The 25,508-nt window shown below is 35.0% G+C and carries 18 protein-coding genes; 11 read left to right on the top strand and 7 right to left on the bottom strand.

Features of this window, described 5'->3' with window-relative positions; all coding sequences use genetic code 11:
• Positions 1-423: 423 nt before the first annotated feature.
• From NBRC110019_RS02750 to NBRC110019_RS02730, 5 genes are all read left to right on the top strand, one after another.
• Positions 424-2,019, top strand: a complete 1,596-nt coding sequence (locus NBRC110019_RS02750) for a vitamin K epoxide reductase family protein (protein ID WP_281752109.1) — start codon at positions 424-426, stop codon at positions 2,017-2,019.
• Between the two features lie 402 nt (positions 2,020-2,421).
• Positions 2,422-3,288 (top strand): hypothetical protein, encoded by an 867-nt coding sequence (locus NBRC110019_RS02745; protein ID WP_281752107.1) that lies wholly within the window; start codon positions 2,422-2,424, stop codon positions 3,286-3,288.
• Complete coding sequence (locus NBRC110019_RS02740; protein WP_281752104.1) at positions 3,278-3,775, top strand: TlpA family protein disulfide reductase; 498 nt, start codon at positions 3,278-3,280, stop codon at positions 3,773-3,775. Before NBRC110019_RS02745 ends, NBRC110019_RS02740 begins: the two co-directional genes overlap by 11 nt.
• A complete protein-coding gene (locus NBRC110019_RS02735; protein ID WP_281752102.1) occupies positions 3,776-5,971 on the top strand; it encodes a peptidase domain-containing ABC transporter in 2,196 nt (731 codons plus the stop codon).
• A gap of 3 nt (positions 5,972-5,974) precedes the next feature.
• Complete coding sequence (locus NBRC110019_RS02730; protein WP_281752100.1) at positions 5,975-7,276, top strand: HlyD family secretion protein; 1,302 nt, start codon at positions 5,975-5,977, stop codon at positions 7,274-7,276.
• 189 nt (positions 7,277-7,465) lie between these two features.
• On the opposite strand, the gene NBRC110019_RS02725 is transcribed toward NBRC110019_RS02730, so the two are convergent.
• Positions 7,466-7,717 (bottom strand): hypothetical protein, encoded by a 252-nt coding sequence (locus NBRC110019_RS02725; RefSeq protein ID WP_281752098.1) that lies wholly within the window; start codon positions 7,715-7,717, stop codon positions 7,466-7,468.
• A gap of 219 nt (positions 7,718-7,936) precedes the next feature.
• Between NBRC110019_RS02725 and nadA the strand changes: the two genes are divergently transcribed.
• Both nadA and nadB read left to right on the top strand, forming a co-directional pair.
• Positions 7,937-8,905 carry a quinolinate synthase NadA gene (gene nadA, locus NBRC110019_RS02720; RefSeq protein ID WP_281752095.1) on the top strand — a complete coding sequence of 323 codons (969 nt, stop codon included), beginning with the start codon at positions 7,937-7,939 and terminating at the stop codon, positions 8,903-8,905.
• Positions 8,906-8,915: 10 nt separating this feature from the next.
• Positions 8,916-10,454 (top strand): L-aspartate oxidase, encoded by a 1,539-nt coding sequence (nadB, locus tag NBRC110019_RS02715; RefSeq protein WP_281752094.1) that lies wholly within the window; start codon positions 8,916-8,918, stop codon positions 10,452-10,454.
• Positions 10,455-10,460: 6 nt separating this feature from the next.
• On the opposite strand, the gene NBRC110019_RS02710 is transcribed toward nadB, so the two are convergent.
• Genes NBRC110019_RS02710 through NBRC110019_RS02700 form a run of 3 tightly spaced genes read right to left on the bottom strand, consistent with a single transcriptional unit; the run spans position 10,461 to position 12,238 of the window.
• Complete coding sequence (locus NBRC110019_RS02710) at positions 10,461-11,180, bottom strand: tRNA1(Val) (adenine(37)-N6)-methyltransferase (RefSeq protein WP_281752092.1); 720 nt, start codon at positions 11,178-11,180, stop codon at positions 10,461-10,463.
• Positions 11,180-11,710 carry a ribosome maturation factor RimM gene (gene rimM / locus NBRC110019_RS02705; protein WP_281752090.1) on the bottom strand — a complete coding sequence of 177 codons (531 nt, stop codon included), beginning with the start codon at positions 11,708-11,710 and terminating at the stop codon, positions 11,180-11,182. The genes NBRC110019_RS02710 and rimM overlap by 1 nt, the downstream gene beginning before the upstream one ends.
• A 9-nt stretch (positions 11,711-11,719) precedes the next feature.
• Positions 11,720-12,238: a 30S ribosomal protein S16 gene (locus tag NBRC110019_RS02700; protein ID WP_281752088.1), complete on the bottom strand. Its 519-nt coding sequence runs from the start codon at positions 12,236-12,238 to the stop codon at positions 11,720-11,722.
• Positions 12,239-12,436: 198 nt separating this feature from the next.
• On the opposite strand from NBRC110019_RS02700, the gene rbp reads away from it, so the two are divergent.
• Together rbp and dnaE are read left to right on the top strand one after the other, a co-directional pair.
• Positions 12,437-12,787: an RNA-binding regulator gene (gene rbp / locus NBRC110019_RS02695; RefSeq protein ID WP_281752086.1), complete on the top strand. Its 351-nt coding sequence runs from the start codon at positions 12,437-12,439 to the stop codon at positions 12,785-12,787.
• Positions 12,788-12,973: 186 nt separating this feature from the next.
• Complete coding sequence (gene dnaE / locus NBRC110019_RS02690) at positions 12,974-17,353, top strand: DNA polymerase III subunit alpha (protein WP_281752084.1); 4,380 nt, start codon at positions 12,974-12,976, stop codon at positions 17,351-17,353.
• 49 nt (positions 17,354-17,402) lie between these two features.
• On the opposite strand, the gene NBRC110019_RS02685 is transcribed toward dnaE, so the two are convergent.
• Positions 17,403-18,257, bottom strand: coding sequence for a T9SS type A sorting domain-containing protein (locus tag NBRC110019_RS02685; protein ID WP_281752082.1), 855 nt, complete (start codon positions 18,255-18,257; stop codon positions 17,403-17,405).
• Positions 18,258-18,789: 532 nt separating this feature from the next.
• Between NBRC110019_RS02685 and NBRC110019_RS02680 the strand changes: the two genes are divergently transcribed.
• Positions 18,790-21,321 carry an alkaline phosphatase family protein gene (locus NBRC110019_RS02680; RefSeq protein WP_281752080.1) on the top strand — a complete coding sequence of 844 codons (2,532 nt, stop codon included), beginning with the start codon at positions 18,790-18,792 and terminating at the stop codon, positions 21,319-21,321.
• Here NBRC110019_RS02680 and NBRC110019_RS02675 read toward each other — a convergent pair.
• Positions 21,318-22,220: a histone deacetylase family protein gene (locus NBRC110019_RS02675; RefSeq protein WP_281752078.1), complete on the bottom strand. Its 903-nt coding sequence runs from the start codon at positions 22,218-22,220 to the stop codon at positions 21,318-21,320. The genes NBRC110019_RS02680 and NBRC110019_RS02675 overlap by 4 nt on opposite strands.
• On the bottom strand, positions 22,220-24,277 hold the full coding sequence (gene metG, locus NBRC110019_RS02670) for a methionine--tRNA ligase (RefSeq protein ID WP_281752076.1): 2,058 nt from the start codon (positions 24,275-24,277) through the stop codon (positions 22,220-22,222). Before metG ends, NBRC110019_RS02675 begins: the two co-directional genes overlap by 1 nt.
• 200 nt (positions 24,278-24,477) lie before the next feature.
• On the opposite strand from metG, the gene NBRC110019_RS02665 reads away from it, so the two are divergent.
• A complete protein-coding gene (locus tag NBRC110019_RS02665; RefSeq protein ID WP_281752074.1) occupies positions 24,478-25,488 on the top strand; it encodes a S66 peptidase family protein in 1,011 nt (336 codons plus the stop codon).
• The last annotated feature ends 20 nt before the right edge of the window (positions 25,489-25,508 follow it).

Raw genomic sequence — 25,508 nt, 5'->3', positions numbered from 1 at the left:
AATACTAAGATTAACCATTTAACTGAAAATAATATTTTTATGAAAAGTTATTTCCTACATATTATAAAATACGGTCCTCCTAACACTCTTTAGTCTAAACAATTCTCAAGTCTTTTATTTTATACATAAAGTTCACTCCTGATAATTATATATCACTACTAAATTTGATAAAACACACATTAAAACATTTAAAGCCATGGTTAATTTTTGTTCTGCCAAAACGCCCTACTTTAACATCTATCTGTTTTATTTAAAGAAACATCCTTTGTAATTAAACGTTTCCCCCTCTCCTTACTTACATAGCTATTACACATTATTCGGAGCAGTTCATGTTTTCGAATCAGATTATTATACTTAAAAAACACCCAGCATTAGACATTGATTCTGTTCAGTAGCTATTGCATATAAAGCAATTATGTAATCATGAATACTATTGAAGAAAAGCTTCTTAAAAAATTAGACTATTATATCGAAGCCACAAAGTTTGAAGACATTTATAACTCGCATCCAAATTACCCTAGTTTATATGCCACAACCGACACCTACACGCAACTAGGAATTGAAAATGCCGCCTTACGCATTAATAAAGAGCAAATCAATGAATTACCGCAATACTTCATTGCACAACTCACCCCTAAACAGCAAGGCAAACTTGTATTAGTAACCAAGAAAGGAGATTCTATTATTTATGAAAATGATGACTTAAAAAAAAATAAACTCTCTATAGCGTCTTTTCTTGAAGAATGGAACGGCATTGTGGTCCTCGCTGAAAAAAACACGGCTACTTCAAATGACACTACCAAAATCTTACCAATAACATTATTATCATTTTTCTTAATAACCGTTATACTGTTACCATACCTAGCGAAAGGCATATTTTCATGGTCGCTATTATGCTATCAACTAGTTGCAATTATAGGTTCTATTATAGGCTACTTTGTTATTGAAAAAGAGCTAAGCGCAAAAATAAATAATTTTAGAGATGCCATTTGTAATCTAGGACAAAAAAAGAACTGCGAAACCGTATTAGATTCCTCTTATGGCGTTCTACCCGGCAACATTTCTTTAAAGTTACTACCTATAAGCTACTTTATTACAAACCTTTTGTTTCTAGCTATAAATCCTTCCTATCATCTAGTTGGTTTATTAAGTATTTTAGGAATTCCCCTAGTACTATATTCTATTTACCTTCAATCACAAAAAATTAAAGCTTGGTGTACATTTTGTTTGTTAACAGCATCGTTAATGCTATTAAACACTACTATTTATCTGCTAAGCACCCATTTTAGTTTTGCCATATACCCTGAATATACAGCGCTTTTAACATACATATTTACAGGTGTTTTATCGTATCAGATATTCCAAAAAATACACACCTCAACAAAAGAAAACTTACTTACAAAACAGGAAAACTACGTCTATAAACGTTTTAAAAACAATCCTTCATTATTTATCTCTACCACCAGTCCTTTGTCTCACTCAGAGGGTTTTGAAAAACTTAACCTTATAGAATTAGGAGACGCTAACGCACCCACCAAACTCACCCTATTTCTTAGTCCGTTTTGCGGTCATTGCCACAAGGCATTTGCTGCAGCAATTGATATTTTAAACCAACTAAACAAAACCCCTATAAGTATTACTATTGGTTTTAATGTAAACATTTCCAATAAAGACAATCCAGGAGTAGACATTCTGCAAGCGTTCATGAATATCTACCTAACCACCCCAGAAAAGATAAAAGACGCATTAAGCGCATGGCATATAGCTAGAACACCAATAGAGGAATGGAAAAAAGAATGGGTTCGTCCTATAAAAAACAAAGACTTTATTAACTATTCCTTACAAAATCAATACAACTGGTGCCAAGAGAACAACTTTAATTACACGCCAGCTAAAGTGATTAATGGAAACAAATTCCCTAAGGAATATTCACTCAACGATATTAAATATCTATTAGAGGGTCTACATGAAAAATACACTAACTCTATAGTTAACTTACAGTCTACAGAGGCCTCATAAAAATACTTGCAAGTAAGACTTTACGCTTTCCTGAGTCTTTCTAAAAAAGAGGGAAGTATAAATCAATTAAAACTTTTATTATGTTAAAAAAAAATTTAAAAAAACAACGAAGCAAAAATTTTATCTACGGATGAATTAAAAACAATTAATGGCGGTAAAATTCAGAATTGTAAAGCAACAGGAAATTCTACATTTGTTTATTCTCCGGATTATACCGGTTCTCAAGCAGGAGATTACGTAGCAGTGGCAGAAATTTGCGAATATGTATGTGAAAGAGCTTGGTTGGGAGTTGTTGTAGACAGTGAGGTATACACTACAGGATCATGTTAAATTGAATAGGATGCCTAGTTTATAGGCATCCTCTATAATTATATAATTTCAAAGCTTAAATTTCTTTTATACATGAATAAAATAATTATAACTACGGTGTGTTTTCTTTCGGCTGTTACTTTATTTAAGGTGAAGGCTCAAGATAATATCATGGTTATGGATGATAACAACAAAGTAGTTGATGGATATTATTTACTTTTAGTAAATAAAAAAGACACCCTTGTTCTTAATTCTTTCAACGAAATTTCCGAAAAAAAATTATTAGCTTACAAACAACTTGTTGTTACCCACATAAATTATAACCTATACTTTTTAAACGACTTAAAGCGAATACCCGATACCATTGTTTTGAAACATAAAGAGACAATGTTAGACGAGGTAATATTAGCAAAAAAGCGTGAAAAAAAAAGAAAAGTTAGTTTGGAAGGGTTGGTACGTTTGTTATATGACCCACCCACTAACTCTTCTTTCAATCATAAATGGGCTTCGTTTAAAATACCTAAAGGAACCTATATAAAAGATATAGATATCCATTTGCAAAAAAACTTTGAGGGAGTCAAAAATATTGACCGCGGGGTATTTAAGATATCGTTATATTCTATTGATTCTATAACAGCTACGCCCTTTAAGTCGTTTTACACATCAGATACGCTAAAAAATACCGGAAAATCATCTGTTTACAACTTAAAAATGAGAAAGAAACATATAAAGGTTCCTAAAAACGGTTTTTTTGTAGTGTTTGAAGTTTTAGATAAAAAATGTTATTCGCCCTTATATATATCTTCTAAAGTTGGAACAATAACAGCTACTCCAATGGTTAAAAATAAGTATAGTAAAAATTATAGTAAAAGAACATATCTTATGAGTCTTGGGCGTACAAACGAAAACTGGCAATTAAAACCAATAAAATTAAAAATAGATATTCATTATGAAAATTAAACATCCCTCTATAAAGGTACTATTTATTTGTGTAGCCTGCTGTTTTGTATTAGCAGCATCCTCTTTTAATAATAAAAATGTTAACCAAAGACGGCATTTCTCTCAGATTATAGAAAATTACGAAGGAAAAGTAATATACCTTGATTTTTGGGCGAGTTGGTGTAAACCCTGTAGGAAAGAAATTAGAAATACAAAGAAGTTAAAATCGCTCAATCAGAACAAGGACATCAAATTTGTATATATATCCGTTGACCTAGATAAAGAACAATGTGAAAGGGCAATAAAAAAAGATGGTGTAATAGATACTAAAAACAATTATTATCTACTAGATATTATTAAGGATAGCACATACCAAAATATTAAGTTTAATAAAATGTTGCCCTATTATGCAATTATAGGTAAAGATGGGACTATCTGTACAAATGCACCAAGACCATCTGAAAAAGAAGAATTACAAAAAAAACTGGATGAGTTCCTAAAAAGATAAATGACAAAATTTCCACATTACAAACAACCCGACCATAAAGACTGCGGTCCCACTTGTTTAAAAATCATCTGTAAATATTTTGGCAAAACATTTAACCTACAAGAGCTTAGATCCCTTAGCGAAACACAAAGGGAAGGCTCTAACTTACTTAATTTAACCAATGCGGCAGAAGCCATAGGTTTACGCACCCTACCAGTAAAACTAAACCTTAACAAACTTAAAGAAGCAACACTACCGTGTATTTTACATTGGAACAAAAACCATTACGTGGTTCTCTATAAAATATCAAAAGGAAAATATTATATCTCAGATCCTGGTTTTGGACTTATTACTTATGACGAAAAAGATTTTTTAGATTTTTGGATTGGTAAAAACTCCTCTAAAGAAGCCGTAGAAGGCATAGCTTTATTAGTAGAACCTACACCCAAATTTTATCAGTTTGAAAGTGTAACAGATATAGGTAAACCCGAATTTGGTTTTAAACTACTTTTTAAATACATCTTAAAGTATAAGAGATTTATATACCAGCTTGCATTAGGACTTTTAACGGCTAGTATTTTGCAGCTTATTATGCCCTTTTTAACGCAAAGTGTAGTAGATGTTGGTATTACCAACCAAGATATTAAATTTATATACCTTGTTTTAATTGCACAATTAATGCTTTTTATAGGAAGAACTTCTGTAGAGGTAATTAGAGGCTGGATATTGTTACACCTCAGTACACGTATCAACATTTCACTTATTTCCGACTTTTTTATAAAGCTCATGAAACTCCCTATTGCCTTTTTCGACTCGCGCATGACAGGAGACATCTTACAACGTATTAACGATCATAACCGTATTGAAAGGATTCTAACCACCTCTTCCTTAAACGTACTATTCTCTATGGTAAACCTTTTGGTTTTTAGTTTTGTACTTATTTATTATAGCGCAACTATTTTTGGCATTTTTTTCATCGGTAGTTTTTTATACTTTCTATGGATTGTTATTTTCCTTAAAAAGCGCAAAACCCTTGACTACAAACGATTCTCTCAGGTAAGCCAGGAACAAAGTAAAGTAATTGAAATTATTAACGGAATGCAGGAGATTAAACTCCATAATGCCGAAAAACAAAAACGCTGGGGATGGGAATATGTACAAGCAAGACTGTTTAAAGTATCTATTGAAGGGCTCGCCTTGGAACAATATCAAAGTGTCGGTTCTCAATTTATTAACGAGCTTAAAAACATTATCATAACCATTATCTCTGCTAAATTGGTTATTGATGGTTCCATTACATTAGGGATGATGTTAGCCATTAGTACTATAGTAGGACAACTTAACTCTCCTATAGCACAATTAATTGGTTTCATTAGAGAAGTACAGGATGCTAAAATCTCTTTAGACCGTCTTTCTGAAATACACAACCGAGAAGAAGAAGACACCAACAATATAAACACAATACACGACATTAACCCAAAAACACCTATTAGGCTTAAAAATATTTCTTTCAGATATTCAGGTTCAGATGAATATGTACTAAAAGACCTTGACTTAATCATTCCCCCACAAAAAATAACCGCTGTTGTAGGCACCAGTGGTAGTGGTAAAACTACTCTAATGAAATTACTGTTAAAATTTTATGATCCAGATAAGGGAGAATTACAATTAGGCAACCATAACTTTAAAAATCTTTTACAGCGCTCGTGGAGAGATCAATGTGGTGTGGTTATGCAGGAAGGCTTCATTTTTAATGACACTATTGCCTATAACATAGCTATTGGTGAAACTATTATAGACAAAGAAAAACTACTACATGCTGTTACCGTAGCCAATATACGAGAGTTTATAGAAAGGCTTCCACTTTCTTACAATACTAAGATTGGGAATGAAGGTATTGGTTTAAGTACGGGACAAAAACAACGGATACTAATTGCTCGCGCAGTCTACAAAAACCCAAACTTACTATTCTTTGACGAAGCTACCAGTGCATTGGATGCTAATAACGAAAAGATCATTATGAATCACTTAAACACCTTTTTTGAAAATAAAACGGTGGTCATTATAGCGCACCGGTTGAGTACTGTAAAAAATGCACATCAAATTGTAGTATTGGAACAAGGTAAAATTGTTGAGATAGGAAACCATACCGAATTAGTTGCTAAGAAAGGTAACTATTATCATCTAGTAAAAAATCAATTGGAATTAGGGAATTAAATTATGGCAAACGATACAGACAAAATCAATATGGAACTTCGAAGTGAAGAAGTTCAGGAAATCCTCACCCGTGTACCACACTGGATGATACGCTGGGGAAATACCTTATTTTTTTCACTAATCCTATTGCTATTATTCATTTCCTGGTTTGTAAAATATCCCGATATCATATCGGCAGAAGGTTTGTTAACTACACAAATTCCTCCTGAAAGAGAAATTGCTAAAACCGGAGGAAAAATACAAGCTATTCTGGTAAAAGACGGACAAAAAGTTACTAAAGGGAAACCACTAGCTATTATAGAAAACTCTGCTAATTATAAAGATGTATTTTTCCTGAAATCTATTTTAGATACGATTCAGGTCAGCAATCAAAATTTCTATTTTCCGTTTGATGAAATACCTGTTTTATTTCTGGGAGATATTGACTCACAATATGCCTTATTTGAAAACAGCTATATTCAATACCAGCTTAACAAACAATTAAAGCCTTTTTCAAACGAAGCTACCGGAAATCAATATTCGTTAAGTGAATTGCATTTGAGATTAAAAAATACAATCGAACAACAAGCTATCAGTAAAACCGAAATGGAATTCCAAAAAAAAGAGCTAAACAGATCAAAACAACTATTTGAAAGTAAAGTTATCTCTGCTCAAGAATATGAAAAAAGTCAGTTGCAGTTCGCACAAGCGGAACGTTCTTATAAAAATTACGAGTCGTCTATTTCTCAGATTAAACAAAGTATTGCATCTGCAAAACAAACATCCAGAGGAACCGAAATCAATCAGGTAAAAGAAGAAATGACACTCCTTAAAAGTGTGATACAATCCTATAACCAACTTAAAAAAGTAATTAAAGATTGGGAAAACCAGTACGTATTACTATCAAACACAAAAGGAACCGTTACTTTTTTAAATTACTGGAACAGTAACCAAACAGTAACACAAGGAGACTTAGTGTTTATTGTAATTCCAACTTCCGGGTCTTCATATATAGCCCGATTAAAAGCTCCAGCTACTAACTCAGGTAAAATCCATCCAGGACAAAAAGTTCATTTACAAATAGACAACTATCCAAGTCAAGAATTTGGAGTCTTGGAAGGTACCGTTAAAAAAGTATCTGTAATACCCGATGAGGATGGCAACTATTTAATTGACGTAACACTACCAAAAATATTAATCACATCCTACAACAAACCTGTTACCTTCAAACAGGAAATGAGTTGCAACGCAGAAATTATCACAAGCGACCTATGCCTTATCGACCGATTCTTTCATCAGCTTAAATCGCAAATGAATAATCTATAAAATTTAGTTTTAAATCAAGTACATGTCTCCTGACAAATAGTTCTTTTCAGGAGACATGTATTTGAGATAATCTATTTAACGAATAACTTTTGTACATTATTTTTATTTGATTAAAACGCCAATTATGAGTTTCTACCTTTATATTTTCAATGCTCCGAGACTAGTCTCGAAATAGAAATGCAATGCTTACTATATGCTTCGTGGGCTTGACCCAAAGTAGTTTACTTCTATGGTCTCATTTTCCGCTGTAAAAAAATCAAAATAAGCCTTGATTTTCTTTCTGGCTATTTCAGGGAAATTATGATACTGGTCAAACCCTCTCCAAAAACCATTATACAAACTTTTATCTATCTTTTGATATACATAACTCTTAAAAGGTTTACTAAAAGACATCGCAAAATATACAGTTCTAGTTTCTGACCATCCATTGGTTGCTATCATACCAATTAGAAAGGGTAGTATTATCTTAATATCCCATTTCTAATGTAAAGACACCGTCTCTTCTATGTTATGCCTCTACAGTTTTGTGAATCCTAAAAGCATTAATTATTCGTCTTTCTTTCTGAATATGACGATAATCATTTATAAAAAGGAATTTATGGTTAATTTTGTAGTGATTGACACACAACTTCGCTTCATTTTTTATCTATTATATAAAAAATGAAACTTAAAAACACGCAAACACAACGCAAGCAAGAACTTCGAAAAAATAAATTAATTGAGCAGATAACACATCTTAAAAAAAAGAAAAACGCTATTCTTTTAGCTCATTATTATCAGGCACCTGAAATTCAGGAAATAGCCGACTTTGTAGGAGATAGCTTGGAACTTTCTAAAAAAGCCACAGATACAAATGCAGATATTATTGTATTTGCAGGGGTCTATTTTATGGCAGAAACTGCCAAAATTTTAAATCCTGATAAAATGGTTTTAATTCCGGATGCCGATGCTTCTTGCTCGCTAGCAGAATCATGCAAACCCGATGAATTCCGTGAATTTATTAACGAACACCCTAACCACAAAGTAGTAACTTACATTAACTGTGATGCGACTATTAAAACAATGAGCGATATTGTTTGTACCTCATCAAACGCTGAAAAGGTAATTGAATCGTTACCGGAAGAATATCCAGTAATTTTTGGTCCTGATAAAAACTTAGGAAATTATCTTGCTAAAAAAACAGGCAGAAATCTTGTTCTATGGAATGGCTCATGTATTGTTCATGAAGCCTTTGAACTGGATAAGATTATCAACCTGTTTAAAGAACACCCTGATGCGCGATTGATTGCGCATCCTGAATCGCCTTCCCATATTTTAGATCTTGCTACCTATACAGGTTCTACTTCAGGCATGCTTAATTTTGTAAAAGAAAGTAGTTCTAAAAAGTTTATTGTAGCTACAGAAGTGGGCATTTTACATAAAATGCAACAATTAGTACCCAATAAAATACTAATTCCGGCTCCTTCTATTGAAAATAACACATGTGCTTGTAGCGAATGTGCTTACATGAAGTTAACCACTCTAGAAAAGATTTTTCTATGTCTACTAAATGAAACTCCCGAAGTTACACTCAATAAATCATTAGCAGAAAAAGCATTTAAGCCTATAGAGAAAATGATGAACCTTTAAACCTACAGGTATGCAGCACGTTGATATTTTAATTATTGGATCTGGAATTGCCGGACTTACCTATGCGCTTAAAACGGCTAACCACTTTCCTGATAAATCGATTTTAATATGTACCAAGGCAGACGAATTGGAATCGAACACCAAATATGCGCAAGGAGGTATTGCCACGGTAATGGATTTAAAAAACGACTCTTTTGAACAGCATATTATTGACACCTTAATTGCTGGTGACGGACATTGCGATCCTGAAATTGTGAGTATGGTAGTGAGAGAAGCTCCTGCAAGAATTCAGGAACTTATTGAATGGGGCACCCGATTTGATAGAAATACTAAAGGAAATTATGATTACGGGCTAGAAGGCGGACACTCTCATGAGCGTATTTTACATTATAAAGATTTTACAGGATTAGAAGTTGAACAAAAATTATTAAAACAAATACACAGTAAAACCAATATTACATTACTCACCAATCATCTTGCATTAGACCTTATTACCACCCCAATGACTAAACAATGTAAAGGTGCTTATATTCTTAATAGGGCAGAAAACAAGGTAATTCCTTTTAATGCTAAAGTTACCATGCTGGCAACCGGAGGTATTGGGCAGACCTATTTATACACCACTAACCCCACTATTGCTACAGGAGACGGTATTGCCATGGCATACAGAGCTAAGGCTACAATAAAAGATATGCAATTTGTACAGTTTCATCCCACAGCATTATTTTATTCAGGGTTTAAGCCTGCCTTTTTAATTTCTGAAGCCGTAAGAGGCTTTGGCGGCATCTTAAGAAATAAAGAGGGCGTTGCTTTTATGAGTAAATATGATACCCGAAAAGAGCTGGCTCCAAGAGATATTGTCACTAGGGCAATACATACAGAAATGCAGGAACCTAAGGCAGAATGTGTGTATTTAGACACCACTCATATTGACGCCTATGAATTTAAAAAACACTTTCCTGTAATTACCGAAACACTTAACGGAATAGGTATTAACCCGCAAGAACATCTTATTCCTGTAATACCGGCAGCCCACTATGTATGTGGTGGTATTTCCGTAAACCAAAATGGAGAAACATCCATCGCTAATTTATTAGCATGTGGCGAATGTGCTGCCACTGGGTTACATGGTGCCAACAGATTAGCATCTAACTCTTTATTGGAAGCCCTCGTATTTGCACACCGTAGTTATCTAAAAACTATTGAACTACTTAAAAAAACCGTACCATCTGCCATAAATTACACCTATACCCAACAGAAAAAGGTAAAGAATGTCTCTGAAGAATTAGATGTTGTTAAACTTGAAATACAACAGTTAATGAGTACAGAGGTTTCGATAATTCGTAGCAATAAAAGTCTTGAAAAAGCTGAGAATAGACTACTGTACTTACAGCGTGTCATTGATTTGTTTGATAAGTCGTATCAAACAACACCGCAAATGGTTGAAATAAAAAATTTGATTACTATAGCACTCCTTATTACCAAGCAATCGATAAAGCAAAAAGAAAATAAAGGAGCCTATTACAATATGAACCTTAGTTTAAGTTAACACAACTTACATTTTCAGATAGAACTCTCGGGTAATTTCAATATACTCGGGAGTATATTGATGTCGTTGTTTTTCAATCGTTAATTCGGTCACCTTACAAGCTTGTTCCTTAAAAGATAACGCAATAAGGCTTCGCTTAACTTCAGATTCAGGATTCCCCTTTACTCTGGTTAATTTAAATGGAATTAACCCAAAATTTAATGCCGTAGTAATAAAAGCTTCCTCCTCTTTAAAAGGGATAATTACATTAAAAATTCCCGATTCCGACAATATAAGGGAAGTCCCTTCTATTAAATCTTCAAAAGGTAAGGATGAATTTAACCTGGCAATATCTCTTTGCTCATTTCCTGAAGAAAAATCTTCTGAATAAAAAGGAGGGTTAGAAATAATTACATCATAGGTTTCCTCCTCTTCATACATTTCAGCAACAAATTCGGTAAACTCTGCATGATAACAGAAAAGACGATCTCCCCAATCAGATGTTTCAAAATTCTCAACACACTGTTCATGCGCCAATTCATCAATCTCTAATGCATCAATTGTAGGAGCCTCAGAACGCTGTGCAGCCATTAAAGCAATAAGTCCGGTACCTGCGCCAACATCTAAAATAGTTCCTGGATATGCTCCCAATTCAGCCCAAGCCCCCAACAAAACTCCGTCGGTGCCAATTTTCATAGCACATTTATCTTGCTCAACCGCAAATTGTTTAAACCTGAATACCGACATTAATTTCCTAAATATAAATCTATAAGTCCTTCCGGGGTTTGTACTACAATTTGTTTTTTATTGCGGTTCACCTCAACAATAAAGTCGTCATTCATCGGAATCAATATTTGATTTCCTTCGTCTTCAACTTCAAATAAAGGTTGTGCACTAGATTCGTTCACCCCAGTTATAATCCCAACTACCCCATAATTCACATCGTTCATGGTAAAACCAACAATCTCGTGATAGTAGAATTTGTTTCCGGTAAGTTCCGGTAGAAATGATAACGGCAGATATAATTCAGTTTTCATTAATGCTTCCGCATCCGCTTCAGAATCAACATCCTCAAACTTAATACGCAGCAAATTTGATTTATGCAACGATAAACGTTCAATAAAAAAAGGAACCAGGTTCCTCCCTATTTGGAGAAACACTGATTCCAAGTTTTTGTAAAGTTCGGGTTCGTCTGTATCTAATTTGATAAGAACTTCTCCCTTAAAACTGAATTTTGATACAATCTTACCGAGATAGAAGCAATCTTCTTTTCTCATAAAACCGAATTAAGCTTCTGTTTCGTTGTTTTCTTCAGCAGCCTCTTCTGTAGCTTCACCTGCTAATGCTTCAGCAGCAGCCTCAGCGGCAGCAGCTTTACGCTTCTCATTTACTTCTTTCTCAGCTGCAAATATTTTTGCTTTAGCATCTTCTTTAGCTTTTGCTAAATCTTCTACTTTAGCATTAACAGCACCGTCTTTACCTTCTAACCATGCAGTAAATTTTTCTTCAGCTTGTTCAGCAGTTAAAGCACCTTTTCTAACACCACCGTTTAAGTGATGCTTTAAAAGAACACCTTTGTAAGATAAAATTCTACGAGCGGTATCAGTTGGTTGAGCACCATTTTCTAACCATTTAACAGAACCTTCAAGACTCAAGTTAATTTGAGCTGGATTCGTATTAGGGTTATAAGTACCTAATTTTTCCAAAAATTTACCATCTCTTTTTGCACGGCTGTCAGCAGCCACGATCCAGTAAAAAGGTTTACCTTTTTTACCGTGTCTTTGTAATCTAATTTTAACTGGCATAATACATTAATTAGTGGGGTTCTCGACCCTATTATTAATTTAAGGGTGCAAATATATAAAAACTTTATTTTCAATCAACTATATTTTATTTTTTAAATAAAAAGTCGACCAAAAAATTTTATAAAAATACTTACATCAGATATCTTTTTGTATAATTTAATAACTTATCTTTAGACCTTTAAATATTTATTTTTTTTTATGAACATTTTTATTGGAAGTCTTCCGTATAGTATAGTGGAAGCAGACCTTGAAGAGGCATTTGGTGATTACGGAACAGTGGAGTCCGTTAAAATAATCATGGATAAATTTTCCGGGAAAAGTAAAGGTTTTGGATTTATTGAAATGCCAAATGACGAGGAAGCTCAAAAAGCGATAGACGAATTAAATGGTGCTTCTGTTGAAGGACGTACTATTGTAGTTAAAAAGTCTGAGCCTAAACCACAAGGACAAGGTGGCGGAAGAAGAAATTTTAATCAAAATAATCGCGGTGGTAACCAACGTGGTGGTGGAGGTTATAACCGAAACCGTGGAGGTTACGACAGAGACTAATAAAATTCTTTCTTTTGAATTTACAAAGCCACCAAAATAGGTGGCTTTTATATTTCCGTTAATAACTAAACGGACTTCATATTGACTCCTCTTTAAATATTAGCTATTTTTAGCTTTATAAACTTACACTGTTACCTTTTTGGTAACTACTTCAAAAAGTACATTTTAAAAAGAGGAAGGACGCTTATGTATTTGATTTTTGACACCGAAACAACCGGTTTACCGAAACGTTGGGACGCGCCTGTTACCGATTCTGACAACTGGCCAAGAGCCATACAGATTGCATGGCAACTACACGACGAGATGGGAAACTTAGTGGAGCATCAGGATTACCTGATTAAACCTGAAGGTTTCAATATTCCGTTTGATGCTGAAAAAATACATGGTATTTCTACCGAACTTGCCGAAAAGGAAGGGATTACCCTACTAGAGGTCTTGGAAAAATTTAATATCGCGCTTTCTAAAACCAAGTTTGTGGTTGGTCAGAACGTAGGATTTGATGTCAATATTATGGGAGCAGAATTCCATCGTTTAGAACTTCCTACAGACATGACGGACTTACCGGTATTGGATACCTGTACCGAGACCACCGCTGAACTTTGTAAAATACCAGGAGGTAGAGGAGGTAAATTTAAACTCCCCACCCTAACCGAGTTACACCAGTATTTATTTGGAGTTGGTTTTTCCGAAGCACATAACGCAACTGCAGATGTGGAAGCTACCACCCGTTGCTTTTTAGAATTGATACGAATTGGCGAAGGTTTTACTCAGGAAGAATTAGATGTTCCAGTAGATTACTTTCAGCGTTTTTCTCAGAAAAACCCGCAATCTATAAAGTTAATAGGGTTACAACACATTAACCTTAAGGAAGAGTCAAAAAAAATACGCGAGTCACTTAAGTCAGTTGACAATGGGTTGTCTAAAGAAGAAATTAGACAAAATATTGCTGAGCTTGCTGAAGTAGACTTTATACACTTACACAATCATACCCAATTTTCTATTCTTCAGGCTACCTCTAGCATTCCTGATTTAGTAAAAGCTGCAGCAGCTAAAAAAATGCCTGCAGTTGCCATGACCGATATCGGGAACATGATGGGAGCCTTTCACTTTGTTAGAGATGTAGACAATTATAATAAAGGCGCCAAAGCTAAAAATGAAGAAGCGCTTGCTAATGGCGAAGAAGCTACAGAGGTTCTCATGAAACCCATTGTAGGTTGCACACTGAATGTTTGTGAAGACCATACCAATAAATCTAGAAAAGACAACGGTTATCAGGTAGTATTACTTGCTAAAAATAAGAAAGGATATCATAACCTTGCTAAAATATCATCGGTAGGATATACCGAAGGGTTCTATTATGTCCCTCGTGTTAGCCGGAGTACTATATTAGAGTACAAAGAGGATCTTATTGCGCTTACAGGTAACCTATATGGTGAAGTACCTAATAAGGTTTTAAATGTAGGTGAAAATCAGGCAGAGGAAGCACTGTTATGGTGGAAGGAACATTTTGGAGATGACCTATACATTGAGTTAATGCGACATAATCAGGAGGATGAAAACCGAGTGAATGATGTACTGATTCAGTTTGCACAAAAACATGATGTAAAGTTGGTGGCTACCAATAACACCTACTATATAAATAAAGATGATGCCAATGCACACGATATTTTATTATGTGTGAAAGACGGCGAAAAGAAAGATACACCTATAGGTCGTGGTAGAGGGTACCGCTACGGATTACCAAATAGCGAGTATTATTTTAAGAGTGGTGATGAAATGAAGGAACTCTTCAAAGATTTACCACAAGCTATTGTGAATATTCAGGAAATTGTAGATAAAGTAGATCCTTTTGTTTTAGCACGTGATGTACTCTTACCTAAATTTGATATTCCTGAACAATTTCAGGTTGAAGAGGATAATGCAGATGGTGGTAAACGTGGTGAAAATAAGTTCCTTCGTCACTTAACCTATGAAGGTGCCAAAAAAAGATACGAAGAAATAACCGAAGATATTAAAGAACGTTTAGACTTTGAGCTAGACGTTATTGCAAATACAGGATATCCCGGGTACTTCCTTATTGTACAAGACTTTATTGCTGCAGCACGTGAAATGGGAGTTTCGGTAGGCCCTGGAAGAGGATCGGCTGCCGGTTCGGCAGTAGCCTATTGTTTGGGTATTACCAACTTAGACCCTATTGCATACGACTTGCTTTTTGAGCGTTTCCTAAATCCGGATCGTGTGAGCATGCCCGATATTGATATTGACTTTGATGATGAAGGTAGAAGCCGTGTAATGGACTATGTAATTGATAAGTATGGTGCCAATCAGGTAGCACAAATTATTACTTACGGTACCATGGCTGCAAAATCTTCTATTAGAGATACGGCAAGGGTACTAGATTTACCTTTAAGTGACGCCGACCGTATCGCGAAGTTAATTCCAAATATGAAACTGGGTAAAATCTTCTCTTTAGATGATGCTGGGTTAAAAGCCAAGCTACGTTCTGAAGAAATTGATTCGGTAAACGAACTGAAGAATCTTTCTGAAGGAGAAGATTTGGAGGCCTTAACCATTAATCAGGCTAGGATTCTTGAGGGCTCTGTCCGTAATACAGGTATTCATGCCTGTGGGGTAATTATAACCCCCGACGATATTACCAAATTTGTACCAGTATCTATTGCCAAAGATTCTGACTTATATGTTACACAGTTTGACAACTCGGTTGTTGAAAATGCCGGATTATTAAAAATGGACTTTCTGGGGTTAAAAACATTAACCCTGATTAAGGATACAGTTAAACTTGTAAAACACCGACATAACATAGAGTTAGATCCAGATTCCTTTCCGTTAGACGATGTAAAAACATACGAATTATTCCAAAGAGGTGAAACCGTTGGGGTTTTCCAGTACGAATCGCCCGGAATGCAGAAATACATGCGTGAATTAAAGCCTACGGTTTTTGCCGATTTAATTGCTATGAACGCATTGTACAGACCTGGACCACTGGAATACATCCCTAGTTTTATTCGCAGAAAACATGGCGAAGAAGAGATTGTATATGACCTTGACGACTGCGAAGAATACTTAAAAGAAACCTATGGTATTACCGTATACCAAGAGCAGGTAATGCTTTTATCGCAAAAGCTTGCCGGTTTCTCTAAAGGTGATGCCGATATGTTGCGTAAAGCAATGGGTAAAAAGATATTTGCTTTACTAGACAAGTTAAAACCTCAGTTTTTAAATGGAGGTGAAGAACGCGGGCACGACCGAACCAAGCTTGAAAAAATATGGAAAGACTGGGAGGCTTTTGCAGCATATGCATTTAACAAAAGCCACTCTACCTGTTATGCATGGGTTGCCTATCAAACCGCTTATTTAAAAGCGCATTATCCGGCAGAGTATATGGCGGCTGTACTTTCTAACAATATGAACGATATTAAGCAGGTTACCTTTTTTATGGAAGAGTGTAAGCGTATGGGATTACAAGTATTAGGCCCAGACGTAAACGAATCATTCCATAAATTTACTGTAAACGACCAAGGTGCCGTGCGTTTTGGCATGGGTGCCGTTAAAGGAGTTGGTAAAGGGGCTGTAGAAACTATAGTAGCTAATAGAAAAGACGGCAGATACAAGTCGATTTTTGATATGGCTAAACGTATTGATTTAAGAGCAGCCAACAAAAAAGCTTTTGAAAATCTTGCCTTAGCAGGAGGCTTTGACTCTTTTACTACCACTCAACGTGCACAGTATTTTCATGAAGAAGGTGATGGTATTTCGTTCTTAGAGAAAGCGGTGAAGTACGGAGCCAAATACCAAGAAAACGAAAACTCTTCTCAGGTAAGTTTATTTGGTGAAGCCAGTGATGTACAAATTCCTGAACCCGTTATTCCTCCTTGTGATAATTGGGGAACTATGGAAAAATTACGTAGAGAAAAAGAAGTTGTAGGTATTTATATCTCAGGTCACCCACTGGATGACTTTAAACTTACCATGGAACACTTCTGCAAAAACTCATTATCTGATTTGAAAGACTTGAATCAAGTAGTGAACAGAGAAATTTCTATAGCAGGGGTTATGACCGATTTTCAACATCGCGAAACTAAAAATGGAAAAGGTTGGGGTACTTTTACTATTGAAGATTATAACGACTCCTACGAATTTAGACTATTTAATGAAGATTATTTAAACTTCCGCCAGTTTATGCGCATGAATGAGTTTTTATATATAAAACTATTTGTAAGAGAAGGGTGGATTAGAAAAGATACCGGTTTAAGAGGAGATCCCCGTATCCAGATCAACAGTATTCAACAGCTTCAAGATGTAATGGAAGAAATGGCTAGAAAAATAGCCATTCATCTTAATATCATAGACATCAAAGAAGACACCATACACAATATTAGCAACTTGTTTAATGATTACCCAGGTGATAACCAAGTGAGTTTTGTGATTCATAAACCAGATGACGATTTAAAACTTACCATGCAAAGTAGAAAACGAAAAGTGAATATTACCACTGAATTTCTGGAAATGCTAAAGCAAGAAGCAATACCTTATAAATTAAACTAAAAAAGAGTGATGCGGTGCATCACTCTTTTTCTAAATACTATAACTTACATTAAATAATTACCTTTTTTCTAGTAGAAGCCCCCGTACTTACATCAATTAACTCAACGATATACACTCCTGTATTAAGCGATAAATTATCAATTACATATGTTTCGCCTTTAATCGTTCCTTTTAATACAGATTGTCCGGTAACACTAATTACATTATAAGAAGTCTCTTCCGGTAAGTTATACAATGCAATGGTTTTGTTTAGTCCTACAATCGTTACGGTAGAAACAAAATTTTCCTGTACACCCAGCACTGTTTGACCAGCCTCTAAAGAAGCACCTGGAGTCGCATTATAAGCATAATCCTTAATCAACCAGCTACTCGGATTCGTAACATCCATTCGTGCCCAACCATAATGCGTATCACTTCCTATCTTAAATTTTAAACCAATGTACTTGTCGGTTACACCACACCACTCATCTGCATTTCCTCCAACGCCTAATACACTACCACCACAACTATTTAAATTAAACATTTGGTACTTATCATTCCAATTTGAATTCCCAGCACTTATAATAGCCCCTTGGTTAAGTGCAAACGGGTATCCCGCGCTAGTACTGGCAGTAGAGATATAATAGGTATCTCCTAATATAGACACATCATTATAAACACTCCCTACTAGGTAGTTCACAGGAATAATCCCGTATAATATAGTAGATGAATTTTCGATATAAAATTCTGTAGAACCATCATTATCTATATCCAGCATATAATACAATCCTGCTCCACCTTCATCAGGATTAATATCTGTATAAACAATTTGTCCGTTAGCCTCCGCTGCCCCACCAATTACAGTTGTTAAGGCACCATACCTCAACATTTTTTTAGTTAAGCTTTCAGAAGTAGTTTTTGTCATAGTTGTAGCCAATTAGTTCTAAGTAAATTTAAAAATAAATCCTACATTCTAAAGTATTCACCAAAAAAATTAGACACAAAGCCAGATTTTTAAATAATTCATAAATTTTTCATCAATAAAATATCTTTTTCTCTTTTAAAGACTCCTGTAATTTCATCTTTCAATTCCGTTGCATCAGAAACACTATATTACCAGTATTAATCAGGTCTCTCCATTTAGTACAAGTAGATACACCAAAACACTATAATCTAATAGTTTTTAGATAGATTCTTCGTAGTTGACATTTTCATAGCTTTCTTTTTTAAGATTCTCTTTATATCTTTCCTCTTTATAATTATGGTTATCTTTCTTTTAACCTTAAGCTACTAGATATACATTCCTTAAAAAAAGCCTTTATGAAACTTTATGATAAAAATAAGAATCGTGTTAATATGAAAAATATTTCAAAAGGACCTCTTGGGCTTTTGGCATTAGGAGATATTGGTATACGCAAATGGAAAGCAGCAAAACGTAACACATTAAACAGCAACAAATGAAGCAAAAGACATTACTAATTGGATGGGACGCAGCCGACTGGAAAATTATAGGTCCCATGTTAGCCAAAGGGGAAATGCCTGCGCTCAAGAAACTAATAGACAACGGAGTTTACGGTAATATGAGTACTATGAACCCTCCGTTTTCACCCATGCTATGGACCAGTGTAGCCACAGGTAAAACACCTGACAAACACGGAATTCATGGCTTTATTGAAGTAATGCCGGACAGAAAAGGAATACGCCCCGTAACATCCTACTCTAGAAAAAGTAGAGCCTTATGGAATATCTTAACCAATAAAGGCTACAAAAGCAATGTTGTAGGCTGGTGGCCAAGCTTTCCTGCAGAGCCTATTAATGGCCATATGATATCGGACAATTTTCAGAAGGTCTCTAAAAACCCAAAGAAAAAAGAGCCTTTTAAAAAAGGTACTACTCACCCAGAAGCGCTTTTATATACGATTAGTGATCTTAAAATTTTTCCTGAGGAAATTAACGATGAGCATATTTTAACATTTATGCCAAAAGCTGCAGAAATAGATCAGAAAATAGATAAATCGCTTACTAGTTTTGCTAAAATAATGGCAGAAAACACTACCGTTCATGCAGCAGCAACAAATGTAATGCGAACTACCGAGTGGGATTTTATGGCGGTATATTATGACCTTATAGATCATTTTTGCCACGCCTTCATGAAATACTATCCACCAAAGCTACCCCCAATTAAGCAAAAACAATTTGACATTTATAAAGACGCTATTCGCGGTGCCTATATATACCAAGACATGATGCTGGAACGTATGATTGAACTGGCTGGTCCAGAAACCAATATTATTGTTATGTCTGATCATGGATACGAGTCTGGTAACAAACGTATTTTAAAAATGCCTAAATATCAGGCCGCACCTGCTCTAGAACATCGGAAATTTGGAATCTTTGTAGCTAGCGGTCCGAACATTAAGAAGAATGAAAAAGTTTTTGGGCTTAGTTTAATTGATATTGCACCAACCATATTACATATGTTCGATTTACCTATAGGTAAAGATATGGATGGTAAACCTGCTTTAGAAATATTTAAAAATCCTAAAACCCCAACCTATATAGATAGCTGGGAGAACATTAAAGGTGACTTTGGTGAGCATCCCGAGAAAATTTCACCGGAGATCTTGTCTAATCAGGAAACTATGCAACAACTTATTGATTTAGGGTATATTGATAAACCCGATGATAAAATTGAAAATGCAGTTAGAAAAACAGAAACCGATCTAAGGCATAATTTGGCCAGGGTATATTTAGGTAAAAAAGACTATGAAAGTGCCAAGGAAATTCTTTTAGAACTTATTGATCATACAGAAAAACTAGATACCATTCCGTTCTACCTAGATCTTATTACAATTTCCCTTGGAGAAAAAGATTTTGATTCAGCAGAAAAATACCTAACTATAATCAGAAAAAAAGATTCTGATCTAGAATTAAACACTACGATTACCGCAGCTAAAATACATATTGGGAAAGGTAGACATAAAAAAGCCATTCAACTACTAATTGAGGCTATTAAAAGAAAACCAAATTCAGAGTTATTCTTTCAAAAAGGAAGGGCACATACGAAGTTAAAACAATTTGAGGCTGCCGAAAAAAGTTTTTCAAACGCTATTCAATTAGAGCCTGATAACGCACGCTACCATCAAGCTATTGCAGTAGTATACCTACAACTTAATGCTTACGAGACTGCTGCTGAACATGCACTAACGAGTATTGAACTAATTAAGTATTTTCCGCAAGCCCACTATACCTTAGGAGAAGCTTTAACAAAATTAGGTGATTTTAAAAATGCCAAAATAGCCTTTGAAACTGCAGCAAAATTACGCCCTAAAACATATCATAAAGCAGAACGTGCTATAGAAAATATAGAGGATCAATCAAGGGTTCCTCTTGATTTAAATTCTAAGGCCACATACAAGCATTACGATAATCAAATTACAGTGGTATCTGGATTGCCAAGATCTGGAACTTCGATGATGATGCAAATACTTTCTAATGGCGGCATGATTCCCTTAATTGATGAAACAAGACAAGCAGACGAGTCTAACCCGAAAGGATATTATGAATACAAGCCTGTTAGGAATATGCATAACGACAATACCTGCCTGGGAGAGGCACAAAACAAAGTAGTAAAAATAGTGGCTCCACTATTAAAGTTTATTGACAGGCAATACCGCTATAAAGTAGTTTTTATGAACAGAGATATTCATGAAATTGTTCGCTCTCAACAAAAAATGATAGGAAAAGACCCAGATACATTACCCATTACCCTACTCAATGCTTTTACAAGACAACTTAAGGAAATCGAATTTTGGAAAAATAATGAACCAGGTGTAGAACTATTGTATGTTAATTATACTGATATGCTTGAAAACCCGGAAACACAGCTTAAAAAAATAAGAGAATTTATAGGCATTGACATGGATAAAGAAGCTATGAAAAATAGTATAGATGCATCGTTATATCGCAACCGATTGGTCACCAATTAAAAATAAATATCCTGCGCCAATCGGTACGTATTGGCGTGGGCTTCTATAATATCTTTAATTTCTGGTGAATATCCACCGCCCATGCTACATTGTACAGGTATATTAAGCGTCTTACAGGTTTCTAAAACAAACTTATCTCTCTGTTTACATCCTTCAATAGTCATCCCTAGTTTACCTAATTTATCTTGCTTTAAGACATCTACCCCCGATAAATAGAAAATAAAATTAGGTTGCTGTTCTTCAATTAACTTTGGCAATACATCGATTAAGATTTCCAGATATGCCTCGTCCCCTGTATTATCAGGTAACGGAATATCTAAATTGCTTACTTCTTTTTTAAAAGGATAGTTACTTTCACCATGCATACTAAACGTAAACACAGAATCATCTTTCTGAAAAATTTCAGCAGTACCATTTCCTTGATGCACATCTAAATCAATAATTAAAATTTTACGAGCTAATCCCTTATCCTGCAAATAGCGAGCAGCAATTGCCTGATCATTCAATAAGCAAAAAGCCTCTCCATGACCTGAATACGCATGATGCGTGCCACCAGCAATATTAAACGCAATACCATATTCTAGTGCGTACGCTGCACCTTTTATAGTACCATCTGCTATAATAATTTCCCTTTCTACTAATTCTTTTGAATGTGGAAATCCGGTTTTTCTAATTTCTTTAGCGGTGAGCTGTAAGCTGAAAAGATTCTCGACATACTCTTTTGTGTGCACCCTTAATATGTGTGAAGTATTGGGTACTTTAGGACTAAAAAAATTTGCTTCCACACAAGTACCCTCATGGAGTAATTGTTTAGGAAGCAAATCATATTTTATCATCGGAAACCTGTGCCTTTCCGGTAATGGATGTTGATATATCGGATGCCAGGCTATTTTAAGCATTAATTGATAGTTTCGCCATTCATAACTCCAGATTCATCCGGATTTACAAACACCAATTTCCCTTCCGCATTCTTCGTCATTAGTATCATTCCTTCACTATCTACACCTCTTAAAGCTCTTGGTGCTAAGTTTACCAATACCGTTACTTTTTTACCAACTACTTCTTCAGGAGTAAAGCTTTCAGCAATACCCGAAACTATGGTTCGAACATCAATCCCTGTATCTACTTTTAACACTAAAAGCTTTTTAGCTTTTTTCATTTTCTCAGCTTCTACAATAGTACCCACACGTAAATCAAGCTTTGAAAAGTCGTCAAAGGTGATGGTTTCTTTTTGTGGTTCTGCCGTTTTACTAGCCGCCTCATTTGCTTTTTTAGTAGCCTCTAATTTGTCTAATTGTTTTTGTATATCGGTATCCTCTATTTTAGTAAATAACAATGTTGCTTTTCCTACAGTATGTTCAGCAGGCACTAAAACCTCAGCAGTTTTTACATCTTCCCAAGTTAAAGGTTCTAAAGCTAACATTTCTGTTAGCTTACCAGATGTAAACGGTAAAAATGGCTCACTAACCACTGCTAACGCCGCCGCAATTTGCAATGCCGTGTACATAATAGTTTTTACTCTTTCTTCATCGGTTTTAATAAGCTTCCAAGGTTCTTCGTCTGCCAAGTACTTATTTCCTAAACGCGCCAAGTTCATCATCTCCTGGCTTGCCTCTCTAAAACGGTAACGCTCAATAGAAGAAGCAATGCTATCAGGATACTTTTTCATTTCTTCTAAAGTCGCCCTATCTATTTCCTTAAACTCAGCTGGCGTAGGTATTACCCCTTCATAATATTTATTGGTTAATACCACTACTCTATTGATAAAATTACCAAGAATAGCTACTAACTCATTATTATTACGAGCCTGAAAATCTTTCCAAGTAAAGTCGTTATCTTTTGTTTCGGGTGCATTTGCTGTTAACGTATATCGCAACACATCTTGTTTCCCAGGAAAATCTTCTAGATACTCATGCAACCATACCGCCCAATTTTTAGAAGTAGAAAGCTTATTACCCTCTAAATTTAAAAACTCATTAGCAGGTACATTCGTTGGTAAAATATAACTCCCCTCTGCTTTTAACATAGCAGGAAATATAACACAATGAAACACAATGTTATCTTTACCTATAAAGTGCACTAATTTGGTGTTTTCATCTTTCCAATAAGGCTCCCAATCTTTTCCTTCTCTCGCTGCCCATTCTTTGGTACTAGAAATATAGCCAATAGGTGCATCAAACCATACATATAGTACTTTCCCTTCTGCTCCTTCTACAGGAACCGGTATACCCCAATCTAAATCTCTGGTTACTGCACGTGGTTTTAACCCGTCATCTAACCAGCTTTTTACTTGTCCGTATACATTAGGCTTCCAGTCATTTTTATGTCCCTCAATAATCCACTCTCTTAAAAATGCATCATATTGATCTAGTGGTAAAAACCAGTGCTTTGTTTGTTTTAAGGTAGGCTTACTACCTGTAATAGTAGACTTAGGATTTATTAAATCTGTAGCATTTAATGACGTACCACACTTTTCACACTGATCTCCATATGCTTCTTCATTTCCACATTTAGGGCAGGTACCTATCACAAAACGATCGGCTAAAAATTGTTTTGCCTCATCATCATATAATTGTTCTGTAACCTCTTCTATAAACTTACCATCAGCATATAGCTTCTTAAAAAACTCTGAAGCTGTTTCATGGTGTACAGGTGCAGAAGTTCTAGAGTAGTTATCAAAAGAAATACCAAAATCCTTAAATGAATCTTTAATAATGGAATTATACTTATCGATAATCTCTTGTGGTGTTACCCCTTCTTTTTTAGCCTTCATAGAAATAGCTACACCATGTTCATCGCTACCGCAAACAAATGCTACATCATTATTTGTTAAACGCAGGTAACGAGCATAAATATCGGCAGGTACATAAACCCCTGCTAAATGACCTATATGTATGGGACCGTTTGTATATGGTAAAGCCGCCGTAATGGTATATCGTTGTTGTAAACTACTCATAAGTTCCTTTATATACTTTTCAAAACGACAAAAATACGTATTTTAAGAGGGATTACTAAATATTGTATAGCAAAAACTAAACGAAATAACGCAAGACTCTCTTCACCGTTAAACGAAGTAGTAAATTGTATACTATTAAGAAGTTTCCATTTGCTTTATTCCTAAATAAAACCTAGGTTTAGCTTAAAATAGCTAAGATTATGATGAGATATACAACCCTACTAGCCACTTCTTTACTAGTATGTTTAATTTGTACTCTCAACGTATTTGCAATAGAAAACAAGAAAATGCCAGATACTCCTATTCAACCTCCTTTTTTAAAAATCGGTGATACCGTTGCAATTGTAGCCCCGGCCGGAATCATAAAACCCAAACGTGCAAAAGTTATTTCTAACGCAGAAAAACTACTTAAAAGTTGGGGACTTCATGTTTGGGTAGGTAGACATGTTTTGGCCCAAAACGGACATTTTGCAGGCACTGATCAACAACGTTGTGAAGATTTTCAGTATGCCATGAACACTCCTGCTATTAAAGCTATTTGGTGTGCACGTGGAGGTTATGGAAGTGTTAGAATATTAGACATGTTAGATTATACTCAATTTTTAAAACATCCAAAATGGATTATTGGGTATTCCGACATTACCGCATTTCATTGTAAAATGAATACTTTAGGGGTAGCCACAATGCACGCTCTTATGGCGACAAGTTTGGAAGGTACTACTAATGATATTACAGAATCTTTAACCACCTTTAAAAAGGCTCTATTTGGAGAAGAACTTACTTACACCATTCCCCCTAGCGAATATAACATACCAGGAGATATTACAGGCGAATTGGTTGGCGGAAACTTAACTTTATTAAGTAATATGCTAGGATCTGACACCAGTATTAATACCAATGGTAAAATTTTGTTCTTTGAAGAAATTGGTGAATATGCATATGTTATAGACCGCATGTTACAATCATTAAAACGAGCTGGGTATTTTGAAAACTGCAAAGGCATTATTGTAGGAGACATTAGCAAAGTAAAATACAATACTACGTATTTTGGGAAAAATGTATACGAACTAATACTTGATGTTGTAAGGGAATATCATATTCCTGTACTATTTGATTTTCCGTCTGGACATGAACCTGACAATCGAGCAATCATTTTTGGTAAGAAAATTGCTTTACATATTGCAGATGACAAATGTACTGTTGAATTTTAAGAAGCTTCATACAGAGCTTA

Source organism: Neptunitalea chrysea (assembly GCF_027924145.1).
In the GTDB taxonomy this organism is placed as follows: domain Bacteria; phylum Bacteroidota; class Bacteroidia; order Flavobacteriales; family Flavobacteriaceae; genus Neptunitalea; species Neptunitalea chrysea.
The sequence above is the reverse complement of the archived record's forward strand: the minus strand, read 5'-3'. Positions and strand labels throughout refer to the sequence as shown.